This is a genomic window from Corynebacterium sp. HMSC04H06 (assembly GCF_001815935.1).
Lineage (GTDB): Bacteria > Actinomycetota > Actinomycetes > Mycobacteriales > Mycobacteriaceae > Corynebacterium.
In genome coordinates, this window is the sequence record NZ_KV823424.1 from 55,199 (window position 1) to 72,860 (window position 17,662).

Sequence of the window (17,662 nt, forward strand, 5' to 3'; positions counted from 1 at the left end):
ACTCCTCCGCCTCGGAGCCTAGCCCAGGATGTCGGCTAGGCCGCCCTGGGGGTCTTCGAGGAAGTCCTCCAGCGAGGGGTTGCCGTCGCCGCCGCCGTTACCGCCGCCATTGCCGCCGGACGGGGCGTTGCCGCCGCCCCCGCCGGGGCTCTCATTCGGGTTGCGGCTTGGCTCGGCCGGGGCCGGCTGCGAGGGCTGTTCTTCCTCGCCCTCGGCCGGGGCTTCTTCGACGCCCTCCGAGTCGGTCGGGGCGTAGGTGTCCTCCGTCGGGGCGTAGTAGGTCGCGCCGCCACCGGCGCCGCCGGTGCCGTAGCGCACGGGCGCGGCCTGCGGGAAGGTCTCGTAGTCGGCCTCGGCCAGCGAGGTGTCCAGGATGGACTTCCAGATCTGGGTCGGGGCGCCGGCGCCGTACATGTTGCCGCCGTAGGCGTTGAAGATGGCGTCGGTGTTCTCCGCGGTACCGACCCACACGGCGGTGGCCAGCTGCGGGGTAGCACCCACCATCCAGGTGTCCTTGTTGTAACCGGTGTCGCCCAGCTGGGCGGTACCGGTCTTGGAGGCGGACTCACGCCCGCCCGCCAGGGCGCCGTTCGACCAGGCGGCCACCGGGCGCATGGCGTCGATGACGTTGTTGGCTACCTGCTGGCCGACGCGGCGCTCGCCCTTGTCCGTCGGGTGCTCGTAGAGAACCTCGCCGCTGATGGTCTCGACCTTCTCGACGAAGTGCGGGTTGTGCCACACGCCCTGGTTGGCCAGGGTGGCCATGGCGATGGCCATGTCCATCGGGCGGGACTGGTACTGGCCCAGAACGATGCCCTCGTAGGGCTGCTTGCCGTTCTCGGTCAGGGTCTTCTCAATCCCCGGCAGAGAGCGGGCCACGCCCAAGGCGTGGGCCATGTCCGCGGTGTCCTGCGTGGTGTTCTTCAGGTCTTCCTGCAGGCGGATGAAGGAGGTGTTGTAGGACTTCTTGGTCGCCTCGCGCAGGGAGCACACGCCGCAGCCGCTGCCGTTGACGTTGTTGACCACCTGCGAGCCGGGCAGCTGGTACGGGGCCGAGGAGTAGTTGGTATCCAGCGAGATGCCTTGCTGGAGGCCGGCCGCCAGGGCCATGATCTTGAACGTCGAGCCGGTCTGCAGCGGGGCGTTGGCGTAGTCCCAGCCGTGCTCCTCGTGGCCGCCGAAGTAGCCGCGGATAGCGCCGGTGGACGGCTCGATGGTCACCGCCGCCGCGCGGGCGTCGTCCTGCAGCGGGGCCAGGTTGGTGTCCACGGCGTCGATGCCGGCGTTCTGGACGTTCATGTCGATGGTCGTGGTGATCCGCAGGCCCCGGGTGTTGACGTCCTCTTCGGTGATGCCGACCTCACCCAGCTCCCGGATGACCTGGTTCTTGATGTGGCCGTTGGCGCCGGGGGCCTCCGTGTAGGCGGAATACTCGCCCTGCTCGCGGGTCTGCGGCATCTGCATGCCGGCGCGCTCCGCGGCGTCGAGCTCTCCCATGTCGACTAGGCCGTCCATGACGTAGTTCCAGCGCGCCTGTGCCGCGTTTTCATCCACCGCCGGGTCCAGGGCGCTGGGCGCCTGGATGACGCCGGCTAGCAGGGCGGACTCCTCGACCGTCAGGTCCTCGACGTTCTTGTCGAAGTAGGCGTTGGAGGCGGCCTGGATGCCGTAGGCGTTGCGGCCGAAGTAGACGGTGTTGAGGTAGGCGTTGAGGATGTCTTCCTTGGACCACTCGTTGGTCATCTTGACCGAGTAGATGAGCTCGCGCGCCTTGCGCACGTAGGAACGCTCGTCGCCGACCAAGGTGTTCTTCACGTACTGCTGCGTGATGGTGGAACCGCCGCCCGCGGAGGAGTCGCCGGTGATTTCACCGAGTACGGCGCGGGCGAAACCGCTCAGGGAGAAACCGGAATTGGTCCAGAACTCGCGGTCCTCGGCTGCCAGCGCAGCGTTTTCCGTGTGATCCGGAATCTCGTCGAGCTTGACCTGGCTGCGGTTGCCCTCCGGGGGCACGATGCGCGCCAGCTGCGTCGACGAGTCGTTGGCGTAGATATAGGAGATCTGGTTGTTAGTCAGCTCCTCCGGCTCTGGGACGTCGTACTGCGCGTAGGCGTACGCGAAAATCGCCAGGGGGAGAAAGACGGTTACGCCGACGACCGCGAGGACGATCCACGGCCAACGGCGCTTGTTTTTCGCCTGGCCAGCGGAGGCTGGTTTAGCCGCGCCCTGGTCATCGCGGGTGCGGGATCCACTTTTGTCAGTCACTGCGACCTTAGCCCTTACTTAACTTGTAAACCTAGACTTCAATATTCGCAGCTTACCGGCTAGTGGGGTCCGCAGAAAACTAACACGCACAACTCACAGCTTTGGTCAAGCTGTGCGGTGTCGGGCTTCCGCCGTTTCCAGCAGGTAATTCCACCGGCACGCCGGGCATACCTCCACGGTATGCACGGTGAATTCCAAGCCTTCGGCCGCGAACTCGGCAATCTCGCTCAGCCGCCGCGCGCTGCCGGCCCGGTGCCCCAAACTATCCCCGTAGACCCACCGGGTCAGCCGCATCCTCTCTGCCCCGCAGACCGGGCAGGCCTTGGGCAGGTCGACCCCGTGGTGCTGGGCGGCGGCGCGCAGGAGGAAATCGGCGTCGCAGACCTCCGCGCGCAGGATCCGCCCCGCCCGCAGATCGCGGATGCACTGGGCGCGCTCCCACTGGTGGGAGACCGCCTGGGTGAACACGAGTCCGGCCATCAACTGTCCCTTCCTGTCTCAAAGCCCCGGCGTCGGGAAACGGAAATCTATCGTCCCGACGGCCGGTGGCGCCCCAATCTAGTGGGGTTTGCGCCATCTTGATCGATCCACTTGCTGTCTGGCCCACAACCACGCTGGGCCGCGGCCTAGGCTCAGCGATGTGAACCGGCGGCACCCTGCCGCCTTTGAACCTCAGTCACATTTTTCAGCCGAACCAAGGAGTTAGACCCGACCGTGAATGGAAAAGTCAAAGTCGCCATCGTAGGCGTCGGCAACTGCGCCACCTCCCTCATTCAAGGCGTGGAGTACTACCGTAACGCCGCCGAGGACGAGAAAATTCCCGGCCTCATGCACGCGCGGCTAGGCGACTACCACGTCGGCGACATCGAATTCGTCGCCGCCTTCGACGTGGATGCCGCCAAGGTGGGCGCGGACCTGGCCGCCGCCACCCGCGCCTCCCGCAACTGCACCATCACCATCGCCGAGGTCCCGGACCTGGGGGTTACCGTCCAGCGCGGCCCCACCCTGGACGGACTGGGCACGCACTACCTGGACAGCATCGAGGAATCCGCCGAGCAGGCCGTCGACGTCGCCCAGGTCCTGCGTGAGTCCGGGGCGGAAGTGCTGGTCAGCTACCTGCCCGTGGGCTCAGAGGAGGCCGACAAGTTCTACGCCCAGGCGGCTATCGATGCCGGCTGTGCCTTCGTCAACGCCCTGCCCGTGTTCATCGCCTCCGACCCGGAGTGGGCTAAGAAGTTCACCGACGCGGGCGTGCCCATCGTCGGCGACGACATCAAGTCGCAGGTGGGCGCCACCATCACCCACCGCGTCATGGCCAAGCTCTTCGAGGACCGCGGCGTGCGCCTGGATCGCACCATGCAGCTCAACGTCGGCGGCAACATGGACTTCAAGAACATGCTGGACCGCAACCGCCTGGAGTCCAAGAAGATCTCCAAGACGCAGGCGGTGACCTCCAACCTGCAGTCCGGCCCGCTGGGCGGCAAGAAGGAGGACCGGAACGTCCACATCGGCCCGTCGGACTACGTGGAGTGGCTGGACGACCGCAAGTGGGCCTACGTCCGTCTGGAGGGCTCCGCCTTCGGCGAAGTCCCGCTCAACCTGGAATACAAGCTGGAGGTCTGGGACTCGCCGAATTCCGCCGGCATCATCATCGACGCGGTGCGCGCGGCCAAGATCGCCCTCGACCGCGGCCTGGGCGGGCCGATCCTGCCGGCCAGCTCCTACCTGATGAAGTCCCCGCCGCAGCAACTACCGGACGACATCGCGCGTGCTCAGCTGGAGGAATTCATCCGCGGCGGGCAGTCCTAGCCGGGGAAGCGGGGAGCGGGGAAGGTGTTAACGTTTGCTGCCCAAAAACGCTAAACTTAGGTTTCATGAATGAATCTAGCCCCGCTGAAAAGCCCCAAGTATCCCCGTCCAGCGCGGAGGAGGCTTTCGCTGTCGCTGCGAAGATTCAACCGGCTCTGAACAAGCTGATGGTGATTTTCCAGCGCACGACCGAGGGATCGAGCCTGACCACGTCGCAGGTCTCCATCATGAACCAGCTCAAGGAGCGGGGCCCGTCCCGTGTTAGCCAGATCGCGCAGGCGGAGCTCATCCGCATGCCCACCGCCTCGAACGCGCTATACCAGCTGGAGCGGCGCGGGCTGGTCAAGCGCATGCGCGACGAAAATGACCGGCGCGGTGTCCTGGTCGCGCTCACCCCGGAAGGCGACCAGGAACTCGAGAAAGTCTCGAGCCAGCGCGCGCACGCCTTGGCGGAGATCCTGCGTTGGCTGGACAAGGACGGCCTGCAGACGGCCGAGGAAGTCGGAGACCTGATTAACCAGCTGGCGGAGATCTACCGGCCCAACTGGGATTAGGTAATAGGGGAGTGACATTTATAAAATGGTCAGACAGCAATCCCCCCCTATGATGAATTAGGTTCATGCCCACAGACAACCTCCCTGACGATCACGCCGAAGTAGCAGAATTGCCGCAGACCATGCGCATGTTGGTCTCGTGGACGCCCAGCTACTCCGGCACCGAGGCGATCGATTTTGCCGCCTGGTTGTCGCGGACCATGCCTGTTAAGGTGCGGGTCTTGTCTACACTTTTGCAGCCCTGGGCGGCCACGCCTTTGTTCAAGCTGGGCAAGAAATACAAGAAATACTTCCACAAGGAAGCCGAGGCCTGCCGCGCAGAGGTAGAAAAGGCCCTGGTGGCGGCAGGGCTGGATGAATCCTGCTGGGACGACGAGGTCTCGTGGCTGTCCAACGGCTCGTCCAAGCCACAGCTCATCACGGAGGCGGCGAACGATTTCGCGGCGGACATGATTTTGCTCGGCCCCAACCAGGCTGCGCCGAAGGGCCGCTTCATGGCCGGCTCCACCGCAGATACCCTGCTGCACTATTCGCCCGTGCCGGTCGGGCTGGCACCGAAGCAGGTCAAGCTCTCCAAGCACGGGGTGACCCGAGTGAATTTCGCCTTCACCGAAGAAGACGGGCAGAAGGACGATCCGGCGCTGGGGCGCGCGGCGGAGATGGCCGACAAGTGGGGAGTGCCGCTGCGCATCCTGGCCTTTTCCCCGTCCGGCATCATCCACGCCCCCTTCGACAATCACCGCGATGTCGCCGACGAGTTGACCAACCAGTGGCGCGAACAATCGCTGGCGCTGCTGGACGTCGCCCGCGACTGGGTCATTGAGCGCTACCCGGAGCTGGACGTGCGGACCGACATCGGCATCGGCAGCGGCTGGCGCGGTGCGGTTGATGCCCTGAAGTGGAAAAAGGGCGATTTCATGGTGATGGGGTCTAACCCGATGGGACCGATCGCCCGGGTATTTATCGGCTCCACCGCCACGGAACTCCTGCCGCACATGCGCGTGCCGGTCTTCGTCTATCCGGCTGGTCACTAAGCGGCTAGCGGCTGGGCTAAACTAGGGCCCATTATGTCCTATCATTCGCGGTCCCATAATTCCCGCGGCTTCGAGCACCCGGAAAACGATCTGTCGACGGACGCCGATTTCAGCAACGTGCCCCGGCCGGAGCCGCACAACTTCGACGAGCTCGCGGACGAGCCGGACCCGGCCGTCATCGCGCAGAAGAACGAGCAGTCCAGCCGCCAGGCCCTGTGGTACGTCGGCGCGGTGCTGGTGGCCTCGTTCGCGGTGGCCTTCGTCCTTGGCATCATCATGCGGCTCATAGGCGGACCCCTGTGTGAGGCCGGGGAGGCCACCTGGTTGTGCAGCCCCGGCCAGCAGATTTTCTGGGGCTTCGCCGTGCTCGTGGTGCCGGTCTTCGGCATGCTGGGCGGCGGGGCCATCCTGGTGCGCAAGTACCGCGGCTATATCCGCTGGCGGCCGTGGATGGGGGTTATGTGGGTGCTTATCCCCAACTGCATGATCTGGATCTTTACCGGCCTCCAGTACGTCATCGTGGCGACCATGTAGGCGGCGGGCCGAGAATGTCCCACTAGGGATACCGGGAGAAGACTGAGAAAAGAGCAGGCAGAGGCCCGGAGGGGGCCAGTGTCTGAGCCAGTGTCTGCGGTGGCGGTTAAACTGAGTTGACCGCGAGGACAGAGACTACCGAGATTACTGCGCACACTATTTTGTGAAGGGGAGCGAGACGACCATGGCGGCTGAGGCGAACGCGAGTTTCGACAGCTTTGACGACGGGTATATCCCGCCGGAACCGCCGGACGAGGGCGGCTACCGCAGCTATTCCCGTCCGGCCAAGCGCGGCGGCCGGGAGGAATTCAACCAGCTGGCGGAGTACCGGCACCCGCCGGCCAACAAGGACGCCGAGCAGGGCGTTTTAGGCTCCATGCTGTTAAACCCCAGCACGCTGATCGAGGTCATCGAGGAGCTGGACCCGGAGGATTTCTACTACCCGGCGCACAGCATCATCTACCACGCCATGCTGGACCTGTACTCGGAGAACAAGCGGATCGACCCGGTCATCCTGGCCTCCCGGCTGGACCGTTCGCACGATCTGGAGCGCGTCGGCGGCGCGCCGTACCTGCACACGCTGCTGTCCAGCGTGCCGACCGCCGCTAACGCACGCTACTACGCCGAGATCGTGGCGGAAAAGGCGGTGCTGCGCCGCCTGGTGGACGCCGGCACCCGCGTGGTGGAGCTCGGCTTCGAGGGCACCGAGGACCAGGAGCTGGAGGGGCTGCTGGACAGCGCCCAGCAGCAGGTCTTCGCGGTCGCGCAGAAGAAGACCGCAGAGGACTACCACGTCCTGGGCGATCTGATTACGCCCACCATTGATGAGCTCACGGAGCTGCAAAACGGCGGCCAGGAAACCGGCGTGCCGACCGGCTTCTACGACCTGGACAAGCTCACCCACGGCCTGCGCGCCGGGCAGATGATCATCATCGCGGCCCGCCCGGGCGTCGGTAAGTCGACGCTGGCCATGGACTTCATGCGCTCGGCCTCCCTGGCCCACGGCCGCACGTCCGTCATCTTCTCTCTGGAGATGTCCGCGTCCGAAATCGTCATGCGCTTGCTCTCCGCCGAGTCCGAGGTCAAGCTGTCGGACATGCGCGGCGGCAACGTCAGCGGCGATGACTGGACCAAGATCAATGACACCCTGAACCGCATCCAGGACGCGCCGCTGTTTATCGATGACTCGCCGAACCTGACGATGATGGAAATCCGCACCAAGGCCCGCCGCCTCAAGCAGCAGCACGGCCTGGATCTTATCGTGCTGGACTACCTGCAGCTGATGTCCTCGGGCAAGAAGGTCGAGTCCCGCCAGCAAGAGGTCAGTGAGTTCTCCCGCTCCCTGAAGCTTCTGGCCAAGGAGCTGGAAGTGCCCGTCATCGCCATCTCCCAGCTGAACCGTGGTCCGGAGGCCCGTACCGACAAGCGCCCGCAGCTGGCCGACCTGCGTGAGTCCGGCTCCCTTGAGCAGGACGCGGATATGGTCATGCTGCTCTACCGCCCGGACTCCCAGGACCGCGACAACGAGCGCGCCGGCGAGGCCGACATCATCCTGGCCAAGCACCGTGGCGGCCCCATCGGCGACGTTGGCGTCGCCCACCAGCTGCACTACTCCCGGTTTGTCAACATGGGGCACGGGTAGGCGCCTGCCAGGTCGACGACCTTGTCCGCGTCGCCCAGGCGCGGGCCCAGTGCCACGAGCGCGACGAAAACTGCGGTCAGGGCGAAGGACAGCCCCCGCCAGACGGGGTAGGCCCTACGGCCGCAGGCGCGCGCGATCAGCGCGCCTATGAGCGCCCCCAGGGTGTTAAACAACAAGTCATCGATGTCGGTGCGCCCCAGCGCGCCCAGGTACTGGACCACCTCGACGGCCAGACTCACCGCGAAGCCGCAGGCGGTCACCTTGCGCACGCTGGGTACCAGGATGAAGGCCAGCACCCCGAAGGGGACGAAGAAGGCCGTGTTGCCGGCGTACTCAAAAAGCGGGGCAAACCAGGTGGAGCCGGCGAATTCGTCGAAGGGGATCAAGTGTAGTTCCCGTACCCGCTGGCGCGCCGGGTCCCAGAGATAGCCGATCTGGTAGAAGGGCTTCAGGGTGGTGATGGCCACCATCACGGTGAGGTAGCACAGCAGAGACAGCCAGGTACGCATGAAAGCCATTAAAGCACATAGCGCCGGTTAGTCTGGGCGGCGTGGACGGTGGCGGCGGCTAGTTGGCTAGTTCCTTGTTCGCCTGTTCCGGCAAGGCCCAGGCTGCCGCGGCGGCTATGGCGAAGGAGACGGCGAAAAGGACAAAGAGCCAGGGGGCGCCGGCCGCGGCCACGATGGGTGGCACGATAAGCGGGGCGGCGATGGAGGCCAGCCGGCCGAATCCGGCGGCCGCCCCCGTGCCGCGACCGCGCAGGCGGGTGGGGTAGAGCTCCGGGCCGATGGCGTAGAGAGCGCCCCAGGCACCCAGGTTGAAAAACGACAGCAGGCAGCCGGCGAGGATGATGAGCACCTCCGTGCTGGCCCAGCCGTAGAGACCGGCGGCAAGCGCGGAGCCCACCAGGAAGACGGTAAGGGTGGCCCGCCGCCCCCAGACCTCAATGAGCCAGGCGGCCGCAGCGTAACCGGGAAGCTGCGCCAAAGTGATAATCAGCGTGAAGCTGAAGGACTTCACCAGGCCGAAACCGTCGGCCACGAGCAGGGAGGGGATCCAGATGAACGCGCCGTAGTAGGACAGGTTGACGCAGAACCACACGGTCCAGAAGGCCGCGGTGCGCCGGCGCAGGCGCGGCGAGAACAGGGATTCCTTCTCATCTGCCGGGGCCGTTTCCACCGCGGCGGGCGGCTCGGTTTCTACGGTGGCGCCGGATTTTTCGGCGGAGTCTTCGAAGGAGCGGACGATCTCTTCGGCCTCCGAGTGGCGGCCGCGGTCCTCCAGGAAACGCACGGATTCCGGGAGTCCCAGGCGCACGTAGGCGGCGTAGGCGGCGGGGACCATGCCGATGAGGAGGGCCCAGCGCCAGCCGGAGTCGGAGGCGCCGACGACGAAGGTGCCGATTACGGCGGCGGCGATCCAACCCAGCGCCCAGAAAGCTTCGAGGATTACCACCAGCCGGCCGCGGATGCGCCGTGGCGAGAACTCCGAGACGAGCGTGGAGGCCACGGGCAGCTCGGCGCCCAGCCCCAGGCCGATGATGAAGCGCAAGACGATGAGCATCGCCAGCCCCGTTGCCATCGCGGAGGCGCCCGTGGCCAGACCGTAGACGAGCAGGGTGGCGGCGAAGACCTGACGGCGGCCCAGCTTGTCTGCGAGAAGCCCGCCGACGGAGGCGCCGATGGCCATGCCGATAAAGCCGGCCGAGGCCAGCCAGGAGGTTTGCGTGCTGCTCAGGTCCCAGTGCAGGGCCAGTGCGGCCATGATGAAGGAAATCAGCCCGACGTCCATCGCGTCGAGCGCCCAGCCGAGCCCGGAACCAACGATGAGCCGCCGGTGTTTGGGGGTCACCGGCAGGCGGTCTAGGCGTTGGTTGCGGGTGGGGGATGTAGGAGTGATAGGGGTCATGGAAACCTAACTGTAGGCCGTGATACCGCGCTGAGCCAAGGTTTTATGCGTCTGCCCAGCGGCGTTTTCTTCTCCTACCCCCGTATAGTGCTCTTAAAACCGCGCAGCCGCAGGGAATTGCTGACCACGAAGACGGAGCTTAGCGCCATCGCCAGCCCGGCGAAGAGCGGGTTGAGCAGGCCGAAGGCGGCCACGGGGATGAGCACGACGTTGTAGGCGAAGGCCCAGAACAGGTTCCCCTGGATGGTGCGCAGCGTGCGGCGCGACAGACGGATCGCATCCACCGCGGCGCGCAGGTCGCTGTTCATCAGGGTGATGTCGGAAGCCTCGATGGCCACGTCCGTGCCTGCGCCCATGGCCAGGCCCAGGTCGGCCTGCGCTAGGGCGGCGGCGTCGTTGATCCCGTCGCCGACCATCGCCACGTTGTGCCCGCCTTCCTGCAGCCGGCGGATAACCGCCACTTTGTCTTCCGGCATGACACCCGCGGTCACGTCCGCGCTATCGATGCCGACCTGCGCGGCCACGGCCCGGGCCGCGCCTTCGTTGTCACCGGTAAGCAGGTGCGGGCGCAGGTCCAGCTGACGCAGCTGCGCGATGGCCGCGGCCGAGGTGTCCTTGACGGTGTCGCGCACGTCGATGACGCCGATCGCCTCCTCGTCGCGGGTCACGACCACGGCGGTGCCGCCGGCTTCCTCCGCCCGGGCGAAGGCGGTGGCCAGCCGGCGGGCATCGGAAAGCTGCCCGGCCGGGCGACCGACGCGGATGGTGTGGCCGTCGACCTGGGCCTGCGCGCCCTGCCCGGCCACGGTGGCGAAGTCGGTAGCAGTCGGGACCGCCGAATCGCCCTCGGCGGCGGCGCAGATCGCGCGGGCGATGGGGTGCTCAGAGCCGGCCTCCACGGCGGCGGCCAAGCCGAGGACCTCCGCCTGGCTGGCGGCGCCTTCGGCGTTGAAGACCTGGGCCACCCGCATGGCGCCCTCGGTGACGGTGCCGGTCTTGTCCAGCACGATGGTGTCGACCTGCTTGGTCGACTCCAGGATCTCCGGGCCCTTAATGAGCAGGCCCAGCTGGGCGCCGCGCCCGGTGCCTACCAACATGGCGGTGGGGGTGGCCAGGCCCATGGCGCAGGGGCAGGCGATGATGAGCACGGAGACCGCGGCGACGAAGGCCGCCGCAACGCCGCCGAAGAAGAGGTGGACCACGAGGGTCAGCGCGGAGATAGCCAGCACCACGGGGACGAAAATCTGCGCGATGCGGTCGACCAGCCGCTGCACCGGCGCCTTGGAGGCCTGGGCGGCGGTGACCAGCTCGGCCATCTGCTGCAGGGTCGTGTCCTTGCCGACGCGCGTGGCCTTGACCTCCAGGCGGCCGGACGAGTTGATGGTCGCCCCGGTGACAGCCGAGCCCTCGGTGACCTCGACGGGCAGGGACTCGCCCGTGAGCATGGATTCGTCGATCGCGGAATTGCCCGCGATGACCACGCCGTCGGTGGCGATCTTCTCGCCGGGCCGGACGACGAAGATATCGCCCTCGGCCAGCTCCTCGATCGGTACGCGCACCTCCTGACCGTCGCGCAGGACCGTGGCGTCTTTTGCCCCGAGGGTCAGCAGCTCGTTGAGGGCCGCGGAGGATTGGCCCTTGGCGCGGGTCTCGAACCAGCGGCCCAGTAGCAGGAAGGTGATGACCATGCCCACCGACTCGAAGTAAATGTGGTCCATCTCGGCGTGGTTGGAGCTAAACGTCATGTGCATGGTCATGCCGGGCATGCCGGCGTTGCCGAAGAACATGACGTACAGCGACCAGAAATAGGCCGCGGAGGTGCCCAAGGAGATGAGCGTGTCCATGGTGAACGCGCCGTGCTTGAGGTTCGCCCAGGCGGCGGTGTGGAAGGGGGCGCCGCCGACCACGTAGACCACCGTGGCCAGGATGGCGGCGGCCCATTGCCAGTGCATAAACTGCCAGGCCGGCACCATGGAGACGACCATGACGGGCGCGGACAGCACCGCTGCCCAGATAGTCCGGCGGGCCAGCTGCCGGGCCTCGTTGTCGCGGGCCGCGGACAGCGCGTCCGTGGGGGAATCACCCGCCGCGCCACCGGAGCTGTTGGTCCCGGCGCCGGAGAGTTCGAAGGCGTCGTAGCCGGCGGCCCGGACGACGTCGATGAGCGACTGCGGCGTGGACAGCTCCGGGTCGAAGTCGATAGTGGCGGTCTCCGTGGCGAAATTGACCTGGGCGTCGACGCCCTCGACCTTGTTGAGCTTGCGCTGCACCCGTGAGGAGCAGGAGGTACAGGTCATCCCCGTGACGCCTAGGTCTAGGTGGGCGGTATCAGCGGCGCGGGCAAGATCGGGGGCGGGCATTTACTTCACCTGGTATCCGGCCTCGGTCACGGCGGCGGCGACCTGCTCGTCGCTGAAGTCCTCGCCCGTGACGGTGAGCGTGCCGGTGGTGTGATCGGCGTTGGCCTCGGTCACGCCGGCAATCTCGCTGACCTCTTCCTGGACGGAGAGCTCGCAGTGCCCGCAGGTCATGCCTTCGACGGTGTAGTTCTTGGTAGCCATGGTGGCTCCTTTCCTCGGTTGCTTTCTCTCCCTCATGCTATACCCCCATGGGGTATCTGGCAAGAGTGGGTTTTCCCAGGATCGGCTCGGCAGAGACCGCACCGGAAGAAACGGAATAAAGGCGCGTCCGGTACCGTTGTGGCCAACGTACCTGTACCGCGAAATTGAGGAGAACGTACAGATGGCGACCATCGATGTGACCGAAGATAGCTTTGAGAAGACCGTTACCGAAGAGGGCATCGTCCTCGTAGACGCCTGGGCCGATTGGTGCGGCCCGTGCAAGCGCTTTGCCCCGATTTACGAGGAGGCTTCGGAAAAGCACACCGATCTCACCTTCGCCAAGCTGGACACCGAGGCCAACCAGGGCTTGGCTGCCGCCCTGCAGATCCAGTCCATCCCGACCCTGATGATCTTCCGTGATTCCATCATGGTCTTCCGCGAGGCAGGCGCCCTGCCGCCGGCCGCCCTGGAGGACCTGATTGAGCAGGTCAAGGGCCTGGACATGGACGAAGTCCGCAAGCAGGTTGCGGAGCAGAACGCCCAGGCAGACGCCGAGAACAACTAGGGCTTTCGCAGCTTTCGCCCCACGCTTTCCCGCGAGTAACGCTAAACTCGCGAGAAAGCGATTTTTATGCTCGATGTACCCGAGGAGTTGACTTAAAAGCTATGGCTAATCCGTTCAGCAAGGGCTGGAAGTACCTGATGAGTTCCTTCGATCAGAAGATCGATGAGAACGCTGATCCTAAGGTCCAGATCCAGCAGGCCGTCGAGGGTGCCAAGAAGCAGCACCAGGAAATCTCCGACCAGGCCGCGGAGATCATCGGCAATCGCAACAAGCTGGAAATGCAGCTGAACCGCCTGGTCAAGACCCGGGAAGAGTACCAGAACCAGACCAAGCGCGCGCTGGAGCTGGCGGACAAGGTCACCGCGGAAGGCGATAGCCAGAAGGCGCAGGAGTACAACGACGCCGCTGAGGTCCTGGCCTCCCAGCTGGTCTCCGCCGAAAACGAGCTGGAGAACCTGAAGACCCAGCACGCGGCTGCAAAGCAGGCCGCGGAGCAGGCGCAGCGCCAGCAGAAGGAGTCCGCCGCCCGCCTGAAGGAGCAGCTGGCCCAGGTGGACCAGCTGATGGCCCAGGCCGACCAGGCAGAGATGCAGGAAAAGAACTCCGAGGCGCTCAACTCCATGAATGAGCTGGCCCCGGATGGGGACACCCCGACCCTGGATTCGGTGCGGGCCAAGATTGAAAAGCGCTACACCGACGCCCTCGGCGCGCAGGAGCTCTACCAGGACTCCGCCGGTGCCCACATGCAGGAAATCGCCGCGAGCGGCACGGATATGAAGGCGGCCGCCCGCTTGGACGAGATCCGCGCGTCGATGAACAGCGGCAAGCAGGTGGAGTCCGGCGCGGATACCGCCGCCGAGCTGGAATCCGGTGAAAAGGGCGACGCCGAGTCCGCAGAGTCCACTGACTCCGCGAAGGGCTAAGCCCTAGCGATCGCTAGTTATCGCGGCGGATGTTGATGAGGACGCCGCGAATCCCCGAGTGGAAGCCATCGCGCAGATTGACGCGCTGGCTTTCACTCAACGTGTATTCGTGCAGCGTTTCGCACGCGAACTGCAGCAGCGGGCGATCGATTTCCGGGGGAAGCCCGCCGCCCGAAAGCAGGTGGGCCTGGTCGCGCTGCTCCGTGTTGGCGGCATTGTCGAACCACCACGACGCGTACTGCTGGCCCACGTCGAACGGGGTCTGGAATCCGGCGGAGGTCCACACCTCCTCCGGGAGCGGCACGTAGCGGGAGCGCAGCTTCCGCCGCGGCGCCATCATGGACGGCTTCGGGGCCGGCTTCTTGTTCTCGGCCTTCTGGTTGGCCGGCATCTGGTCCCCGGGCTTCGGGGCGCCTGGCTTGGGGGCGGCGGCCGGTGCCTGGGCCTGCTCCGGTTTGGCTTCCGGCTGCGGTGTCGCCGCGTCGCCGCCGAGCTCCTTTTCGACCCGGGAATCTTCCTCCGGTGGCAGCGGTGCGTCGGCCTGCTCCGGGGTGGTGTCTGCGTCCTCGGCACAAGGATCAGTGGTGTCCTCGGTCGAGCTGGTATCCCGGACGGCGGGCGGTAGCGGGCCCTCGAGGACCTGCAGCTCCATCGCGTCGGCGAAGTCTTCGCGCGGGTCCAGGATGGTGGTCGAGTCGCAGGCGTGGCGCAGGGCGGAGGACATAGAGTCCCAGCCGAATCCGTAGAGGTGGACGCGCACGCCGTTTTCCGTTGCCTCCTGGACACCGGGGATCATGTCCGCGTCGCCGGAGACCAACACGAAATCCGTGAACTGGCGCCCGTAACCGGCGATGACCATGTCGGCTACCAAGCGGGTGTCGACGGCCTTTTGTGTACGACGTTCGCCCCACTCGATGAGCTGGCCCGTCCGCAGCTGCACGCCGTCGCAGGTGCGCAGCGCGCGCTGGTAGCGGTGGGGGCCGGTGTCCGGGATGCCGTCGTACCAGTTTTGGCGGTGGACGGGGTTGCCAATCTGGTTTTCAATCATGGACCCGAGGGTGGATACCACCTCGGGGAGGTCGATTTCTAGCTGCGCGCGAGCTCCAATTTCCCAGGAGTTGTAAAAGCTAGCCAACAAATACGAGGTGTCGACGAATACAACTGTGCGTTCAAGCATGGCTCCTAAAATCCGTTTCTCTTTGTTCTAAATAAATTTCGGTACCTTCCAGTTTGCCTCATTCGCGTGTCAACGTCGATCTCTTTTCCTAAAACGCCAGGTGGAAGCGTGAAATCTGAGAGTTAACGCCGGTTTTTCATCCCAGCGATTGCGGAAAACGGGTACCTATGTTTAGGTTAGTTATGTGAGTAACTAACCGACTAACTAACCAACCTTCAACAACGAAAATACGACAGATCCTGAGGTGGACATGGATAACGCGACCCAACCTTTGTTCCGGCAGATCGCCACATTGGTCGAGGACTCCATCGTGGACGGCACGCTGGCGGAAGGCGCGCAAGCGCCCTCGACCAACGAGCTGGCCGCTTTCCACAACATCAACCCGGCCACCGCCCGCAAGGGCCTGACCGTGCTGGTTGATCTCGGGATCCTAGAAAAACACCGCGGGATCGGCATGTTCGTGGCGGACGGAGCAACCGAACTCATTCGCAAGCGACGCCGTGGGGACTTCGCCGCGGAATATGTTGCCCCGCTCATTGACGAGGCGGTGCGGCTCGGCTACGACCGCGAGGGTCTCCTCGACCTCATCGTGCGCGTGGCCGAAAGCCGCGGTCTCTACCACTAGACCCGCAGAAAACAAAGGAGTACGACTATGATTACGACCTCCGATTTCACCTTCGAGCCCGGCTTAACCCATGGCTTGGTGGGCCGCAATGGCATTGGCAAGACCACGTTGCTGCGCCGGATCGCAGGCCACCTCCCCTCCGAGGGCGTGCGGGTGGACGGGCAAGCGCCCTTCGATAACCCGGCCGTGCTGGATAAGACCATCCTCATGGGGATTGACACCCCACTCATCGACGGGTGGAATACGCGCAAGCTCATGACCATTGGTAAAGCGCGCTGGCGCACCTGGGATGCCCGCCGTGCCGAAGAGTTGATTGCGCGCTTTGACCTGCCGAGCACGAACTATGCGAACCTGTCGCGCGGCCAGAAGTCGGCCCTCGGCATCGTCTTTGCGGTTGCCTCGGGCTGCGAGAACATGCTTCTCGACGAGCCCTACCTGGGTCTCGATGCGCGCAATCAGGAGGTCTTCTACGAGACCCTGCAGGAAGAGCATGGGCGCACCATCATCGTCTCCACCCACCACCTCGACGACTTGGCGGCCTACCTGGATACCGTCTCCCTGATGGGCGAGAACCCAGTCACGGGCGGGGTCGAGGAGATCTTGGAAGGCGTACTCGAGCTTACCGGCAATCCTGAACAGCTCGACCGGGCCCTGTCGCGCCTAGATGTGCCCGTCCTAGAGCGCCACGAAGGAAAGCTAGGCTCCAAGGCGCTTGTCGATGCCCGCCCGAACCTCATCGACGCCGTCTTCGAACAGGCCCGGGAGCTCGGGCTGCGCGCCAGCGAGGTCACACTCGCCCGCGCCGTGGCGGCCCTGGCCCAGGTGGGAGGCGAGCACAATGCCTAACCGATTCGGTCTTCTTTGGGCAATTAGTGCGAAATGGAAGCTTGTCGCCTACGGAGTTCTCTTCCTGTTTTGGGGAGCAGCCCTGCTTCCGAACGCGAGTGTTTGGGAATCGGTACTCGTTAGTGCCATTATCGCGGTGTCGGCGTCGCTAACGGACCCCGAATTCGCGCCGTTCCAATTGTTGGGGCTGCCGGCCCGCGAGTGGCAGAAGCTTCGCAAAGTCCATGCCGGGTTCTTTCTGCTTCCGGCCGCCATCTCAGCTCTGGTCGCCCAATGGTGGATTGCCCTGCCGACCGTCGCGATCGTCGGTTTAATCTGGCTCAGACCTGGCGAACCGGAGCGAAAGTCTTTGTCGGAACGCCTACCGGAAACGGAGGGACGGACCGACAATGGGATTTTCCCGGGCACGCCGACGGCTCAAATTGTTTATCGACCCTTGGTTCGCAGCTGGCTTATGGTCTGGGCGGTACCGGGCCTGGTAGCGATTACCCTCGGCATCATCGACCACTTTTGGAACTGGACGAACCCTATTGCGATGGCGGCAGGGGTCACCGGAGTACAGGTGCCGATCGTGATGGACACCGTCCGGCAGACCTGGCGGGATAATCTCGCCTTCGGTGGCACGCGCCGATCTTGGGCAAATGCCGTATGGCTGACCGGCTGGTTGAGCGTAGCGTTGGCGTTGTTCTTAGGGGGTCTGGAATTTCTCCTCGGCTACTGCGATGTCTGGCAGGTGGTCTTTGTGGCTTTCTGGATTGCGCCCATTGCCGTCACGCTAGAGCTCATCTCCAAAAAGAACTGGTGGGCGTTCGCCGCGGTCCTGGTCATGCTCGCCCTAAGCATTAGCGCCTGGGTGAAGTTCCCCGGATGGGGAATGGCGCTGCTCGGCTTCCCGCTCGTGGCCTACCTAATCGCTTGGGGCCTGTTTCGGGTCTCCGCCGGCGGTGCGAGCCTGGGCGGCGGAATGGTGCGCAAACTGGACCTCGAAAAAATCATTTAAAAGCTTAACTACCAGGCGATTTGTGGAATGTAAGACCGGTGTGTAAATTCATATGGGTCAGCGCGACCGACAGCGCCCCTCCTTGAGACAGAGTCCAAGGTAGAGAGGCGGCAGGAAAACAGGCCCTGACAAAATCTTTTCAAAGCTCTTAAATGAGCACGTACTTTCTGTGTGTGTTCGTTTGGGTGGCAGTGATGTTTGAGAACTCAATAGTGTGCC

General features: G+C 64.8%; 17 protein-coding genes. 10 read left to right on the forward strand and 7 right to left on the reverse strand.

The genetic code is table 11. The features are described 5' to 3' along the window. Positions 1-18: 18 nt before the first annotated feature. Both HMPREF3067_RS05850 and HMPREF3067_RS05855 read right to left on the reverse strand, forming a co-directional pair. On the reverse strand, positions 19-2,265 hold the full coding sequence (locus tag HMPREF3067_RS05850; protein ID WP_070768789.1) for a transglycosylase domain-containing protein: 2,247 nt from the start codon (positions 2,263-2,265) through the stop codon (positions 19-21). Positions 2,266-2,370: 105 nt separating this feature from the next. Further along, positions 2,371-2,745, reverse strand: coding sequence for a DUF5318 family protein (locus HMPREF3067_RS05855; RefSeq protein WP_070768790.1), 375 nt, complete (start codon positions 2,743-2,745; stop codon positions 2,371-2,373). Positions 2,746-2,979: 234 nt separating this feature from the next. Here HMPREF3067_RS05855 and HMPREF3067_RS05860 point away from each other — a divergent pair, with 234 nt between their 5' ends. The 5 genes from HMPREF3067_RS05860 to dnaB all read left to right on the forward strand — a co-directional run bounded on the left by HMPREF3067_RS05860 (position 2,980) and on the right by dnaB (position 7,838). Continuing rightward, positions 2,980-4,074, forward strand: a complete 1,095-nt coding sequence (locus tag HMPREF3067_RS05860; protein ID WP_070768791.1) for an inositol-3-phosphate synthase — start codon at positions 2,980-2,982, stop codon at positions 4,072-4,074. A 65-nt stretch (positions 4,075-4,139) separates the two neighbouring features. After that, entirely contained in the window at positions 4,140-4,628 is a 489-nt protein-coding gene (locus HMPREF3067_RS05865; protein WP_070768792.1) for a MarR family winged helix-turn-helix transcriptional regulator, read from the forward strand. A gap of 65 nt (positions 4,629-4,693) precedes the next feature. After that, positions 4,694-5,662: a universal stress protein gene (locus HMPREF3067_RS05870; RefSeq protein WP_070768793.1), complete on the forward strand. Its 969-nt coding sequence runs from the start codon at positions 4,694-4,696 to the stop codon at positions 5,660-5,662. A gap of 33 nt (positions 5,663-5,695) precedes the next feature. Then, positions 5,696-6,196, forward strand: a complete 501-nt coding sequence (locus HMPREF3067_RS05875; protein ID WP_070768794.1) for a hypothetical protein — start codon at positions 5,696-5,698, stop codon at positions 6,194-6,196. A gap of 184 nt (positions 6,197-6,380) precedes the next feature. Next, positions 6,381-7,838: a replicative DNA helicase gene (gene dnaB, locus HMPREF3067_RS05880; RefSeq protein ID WP_070768795.1), complete on the forward strand. Its 1,458-nt coding sequence runs from the start codon at positions 6,381-6,383 to the stop codon at positions 7,836-7,838. Here dnaB and HMPREF3067_RS05885 read toward each other — a convergent pair. The 4 genes from HMPREF3067_RS05885 to HMPREF3067_RS05900 all read right to left on the reverse strand — a co-directional run bounded on the left by HMPREF3067_RS05885 (position 7,805) and on the right by HMPREF3067_RS05900 (position 12,307). Further along, on the reverse strand, positions 7,805-8,347 hold the full coding sequence (locus HMPREF3067_RS05885; protein ID WP_083319165.1) for a VanZ family protein: 543 nt from the start codon (positions 8,345-8,347) through the stop codon (positions 7,805-7,807). The two genes, dnaB and HMPREF3067_RS05885, sit on opposite strands and share 34 nt — an antisense overlap. 58 nt (positions 8,348-8,405) lie before the next feature. Continuing rightward, positions 8,406-9,746, reverse strand: coding sequence for an MFS transporter (locus HMPREF3067_RS05890; RefSeq protein WP_070768796.1), 1,341 nt, complete (start codon positions 9,744-9,746; stop codon positions 8,406-8,408). A 74-nt stretch (positions 9,747-9,820) separates the two neighbouring features. Beyond that, the gene (locus HMPREF3067_RS05895; protein WP_070768797.1) at positions 9,821-12,106 is read right to left on the reverse strand and encodes a heavy metal translocating P-type ATPase; all 2,286 of its coding nucleotides are present in this window, start codon (positions 12,104-12,106) and stop codon (positions 9,821-9,823) included. After that, complete coding sequence (locus tag HMPREF3067_RS05900) at positions 12,107-12,307, reverse strand: heavy-metal-associated domain-containing protein (RefSeq protein ID WP_070768798.1); 201 nt, start codon at positions 12,305-12,307, stop codon at positions 12,107-12,109. Positions 12,308-12,488: 181 nt separating this feature from the next. Here HMPREF3067_RS05900 and trxA point away from each other — a divergent pair, with 181 nt between their 5' ends. Continuing rightward, a complete protein-coding gene (trxA, locus tag HMPREF3067_RS05905; protein WP_070768799.1) occupies positions 12,489-12,872 on the forward strand; it encodes a thioredoxin in 384 nt (127 codons plus the stop codon). A 101-nt stretch (positions 12,873-12,973) separates the two neighbouring features. Then, a complete protein-coding gene (locus tag HMPREF3067_RS05910) occupies positions 12,974-13,795 on the forward strand; it encodes a PspA/IM30 family protein (RefSeq protein ID WP_070768800.1) in 822 nt (273 codons plus the stop codon). A 13-nt stretch (positions 13,796-13,808) separates the two neighbouring features. Here HMPREF3067_RS05910 and HMPREF3067_RS05915 read toward each other — a convergent pair whose 3' ends face one another. After that, positions 13,809-14,972: an NYN domain-containing protein gene (locus HMPREF3067_RS05915; RefSeq protein WP_070768801.1), complete on the reverse strand. Its 1,164-nt coding sequence runs from the start codon at positions 14,970-14,972 to the stop codon at positions 13,809-13,811. A 250-nt stretch (positions 14,973-15,222) separates the two neighbouring features. Between HMPREF3067_RS05915 and HMPREF3067_RS05920 the strand changes: the two genes are divergently transcribed. From HMPREF3067_RS05920 to HMPREF3067_RS05930, 3 genes are read left to right on the forward strand one after another with little or no spacing between them, the layout of a single operon-like run. Then, the gene (locus tag HMPREF3067_RS05920) at positions 15,223-15,597 is read left to right on the forward strand and encodes a GntR family transcriptional regulator (protein WP_070768812.1); all 375 of its coding nucleotides are present in this window, start codon (positions 15,223-15,225) and stop codon (positions 15,595-15,597) included. Positions 15,598-15,624: 27 nt separating this feature from the next. Further along, complete coding sequence (locus HMPREF3067_RS05925) at positions 15,625-16,443, forward strand: ATP-binding cassette domain-containing protein (RefSeq protein ID WP_070768802.1); 819 nt, start codon at positions 15,625-15,627, stop codon at positions 16,441-16,443. Beyond that, on the forward strand, positions 16,436-17,443 hold the full coding sequence (locus HMPREF3067_RS05930; protein WP_070768803.1) for a hypothetical protein: 1,008 nt from the start codon (positions 16,436-16,438) through the stop codon (positions 17,441-17,443). The genes HMPREF3067_RS05925 and HMPREF3067_RS05930 overlap by 8 nt, the downstream gene beginning before the upstream one ends. Positions 17,444-17,662: the final 219 nt, after the last annotated feature.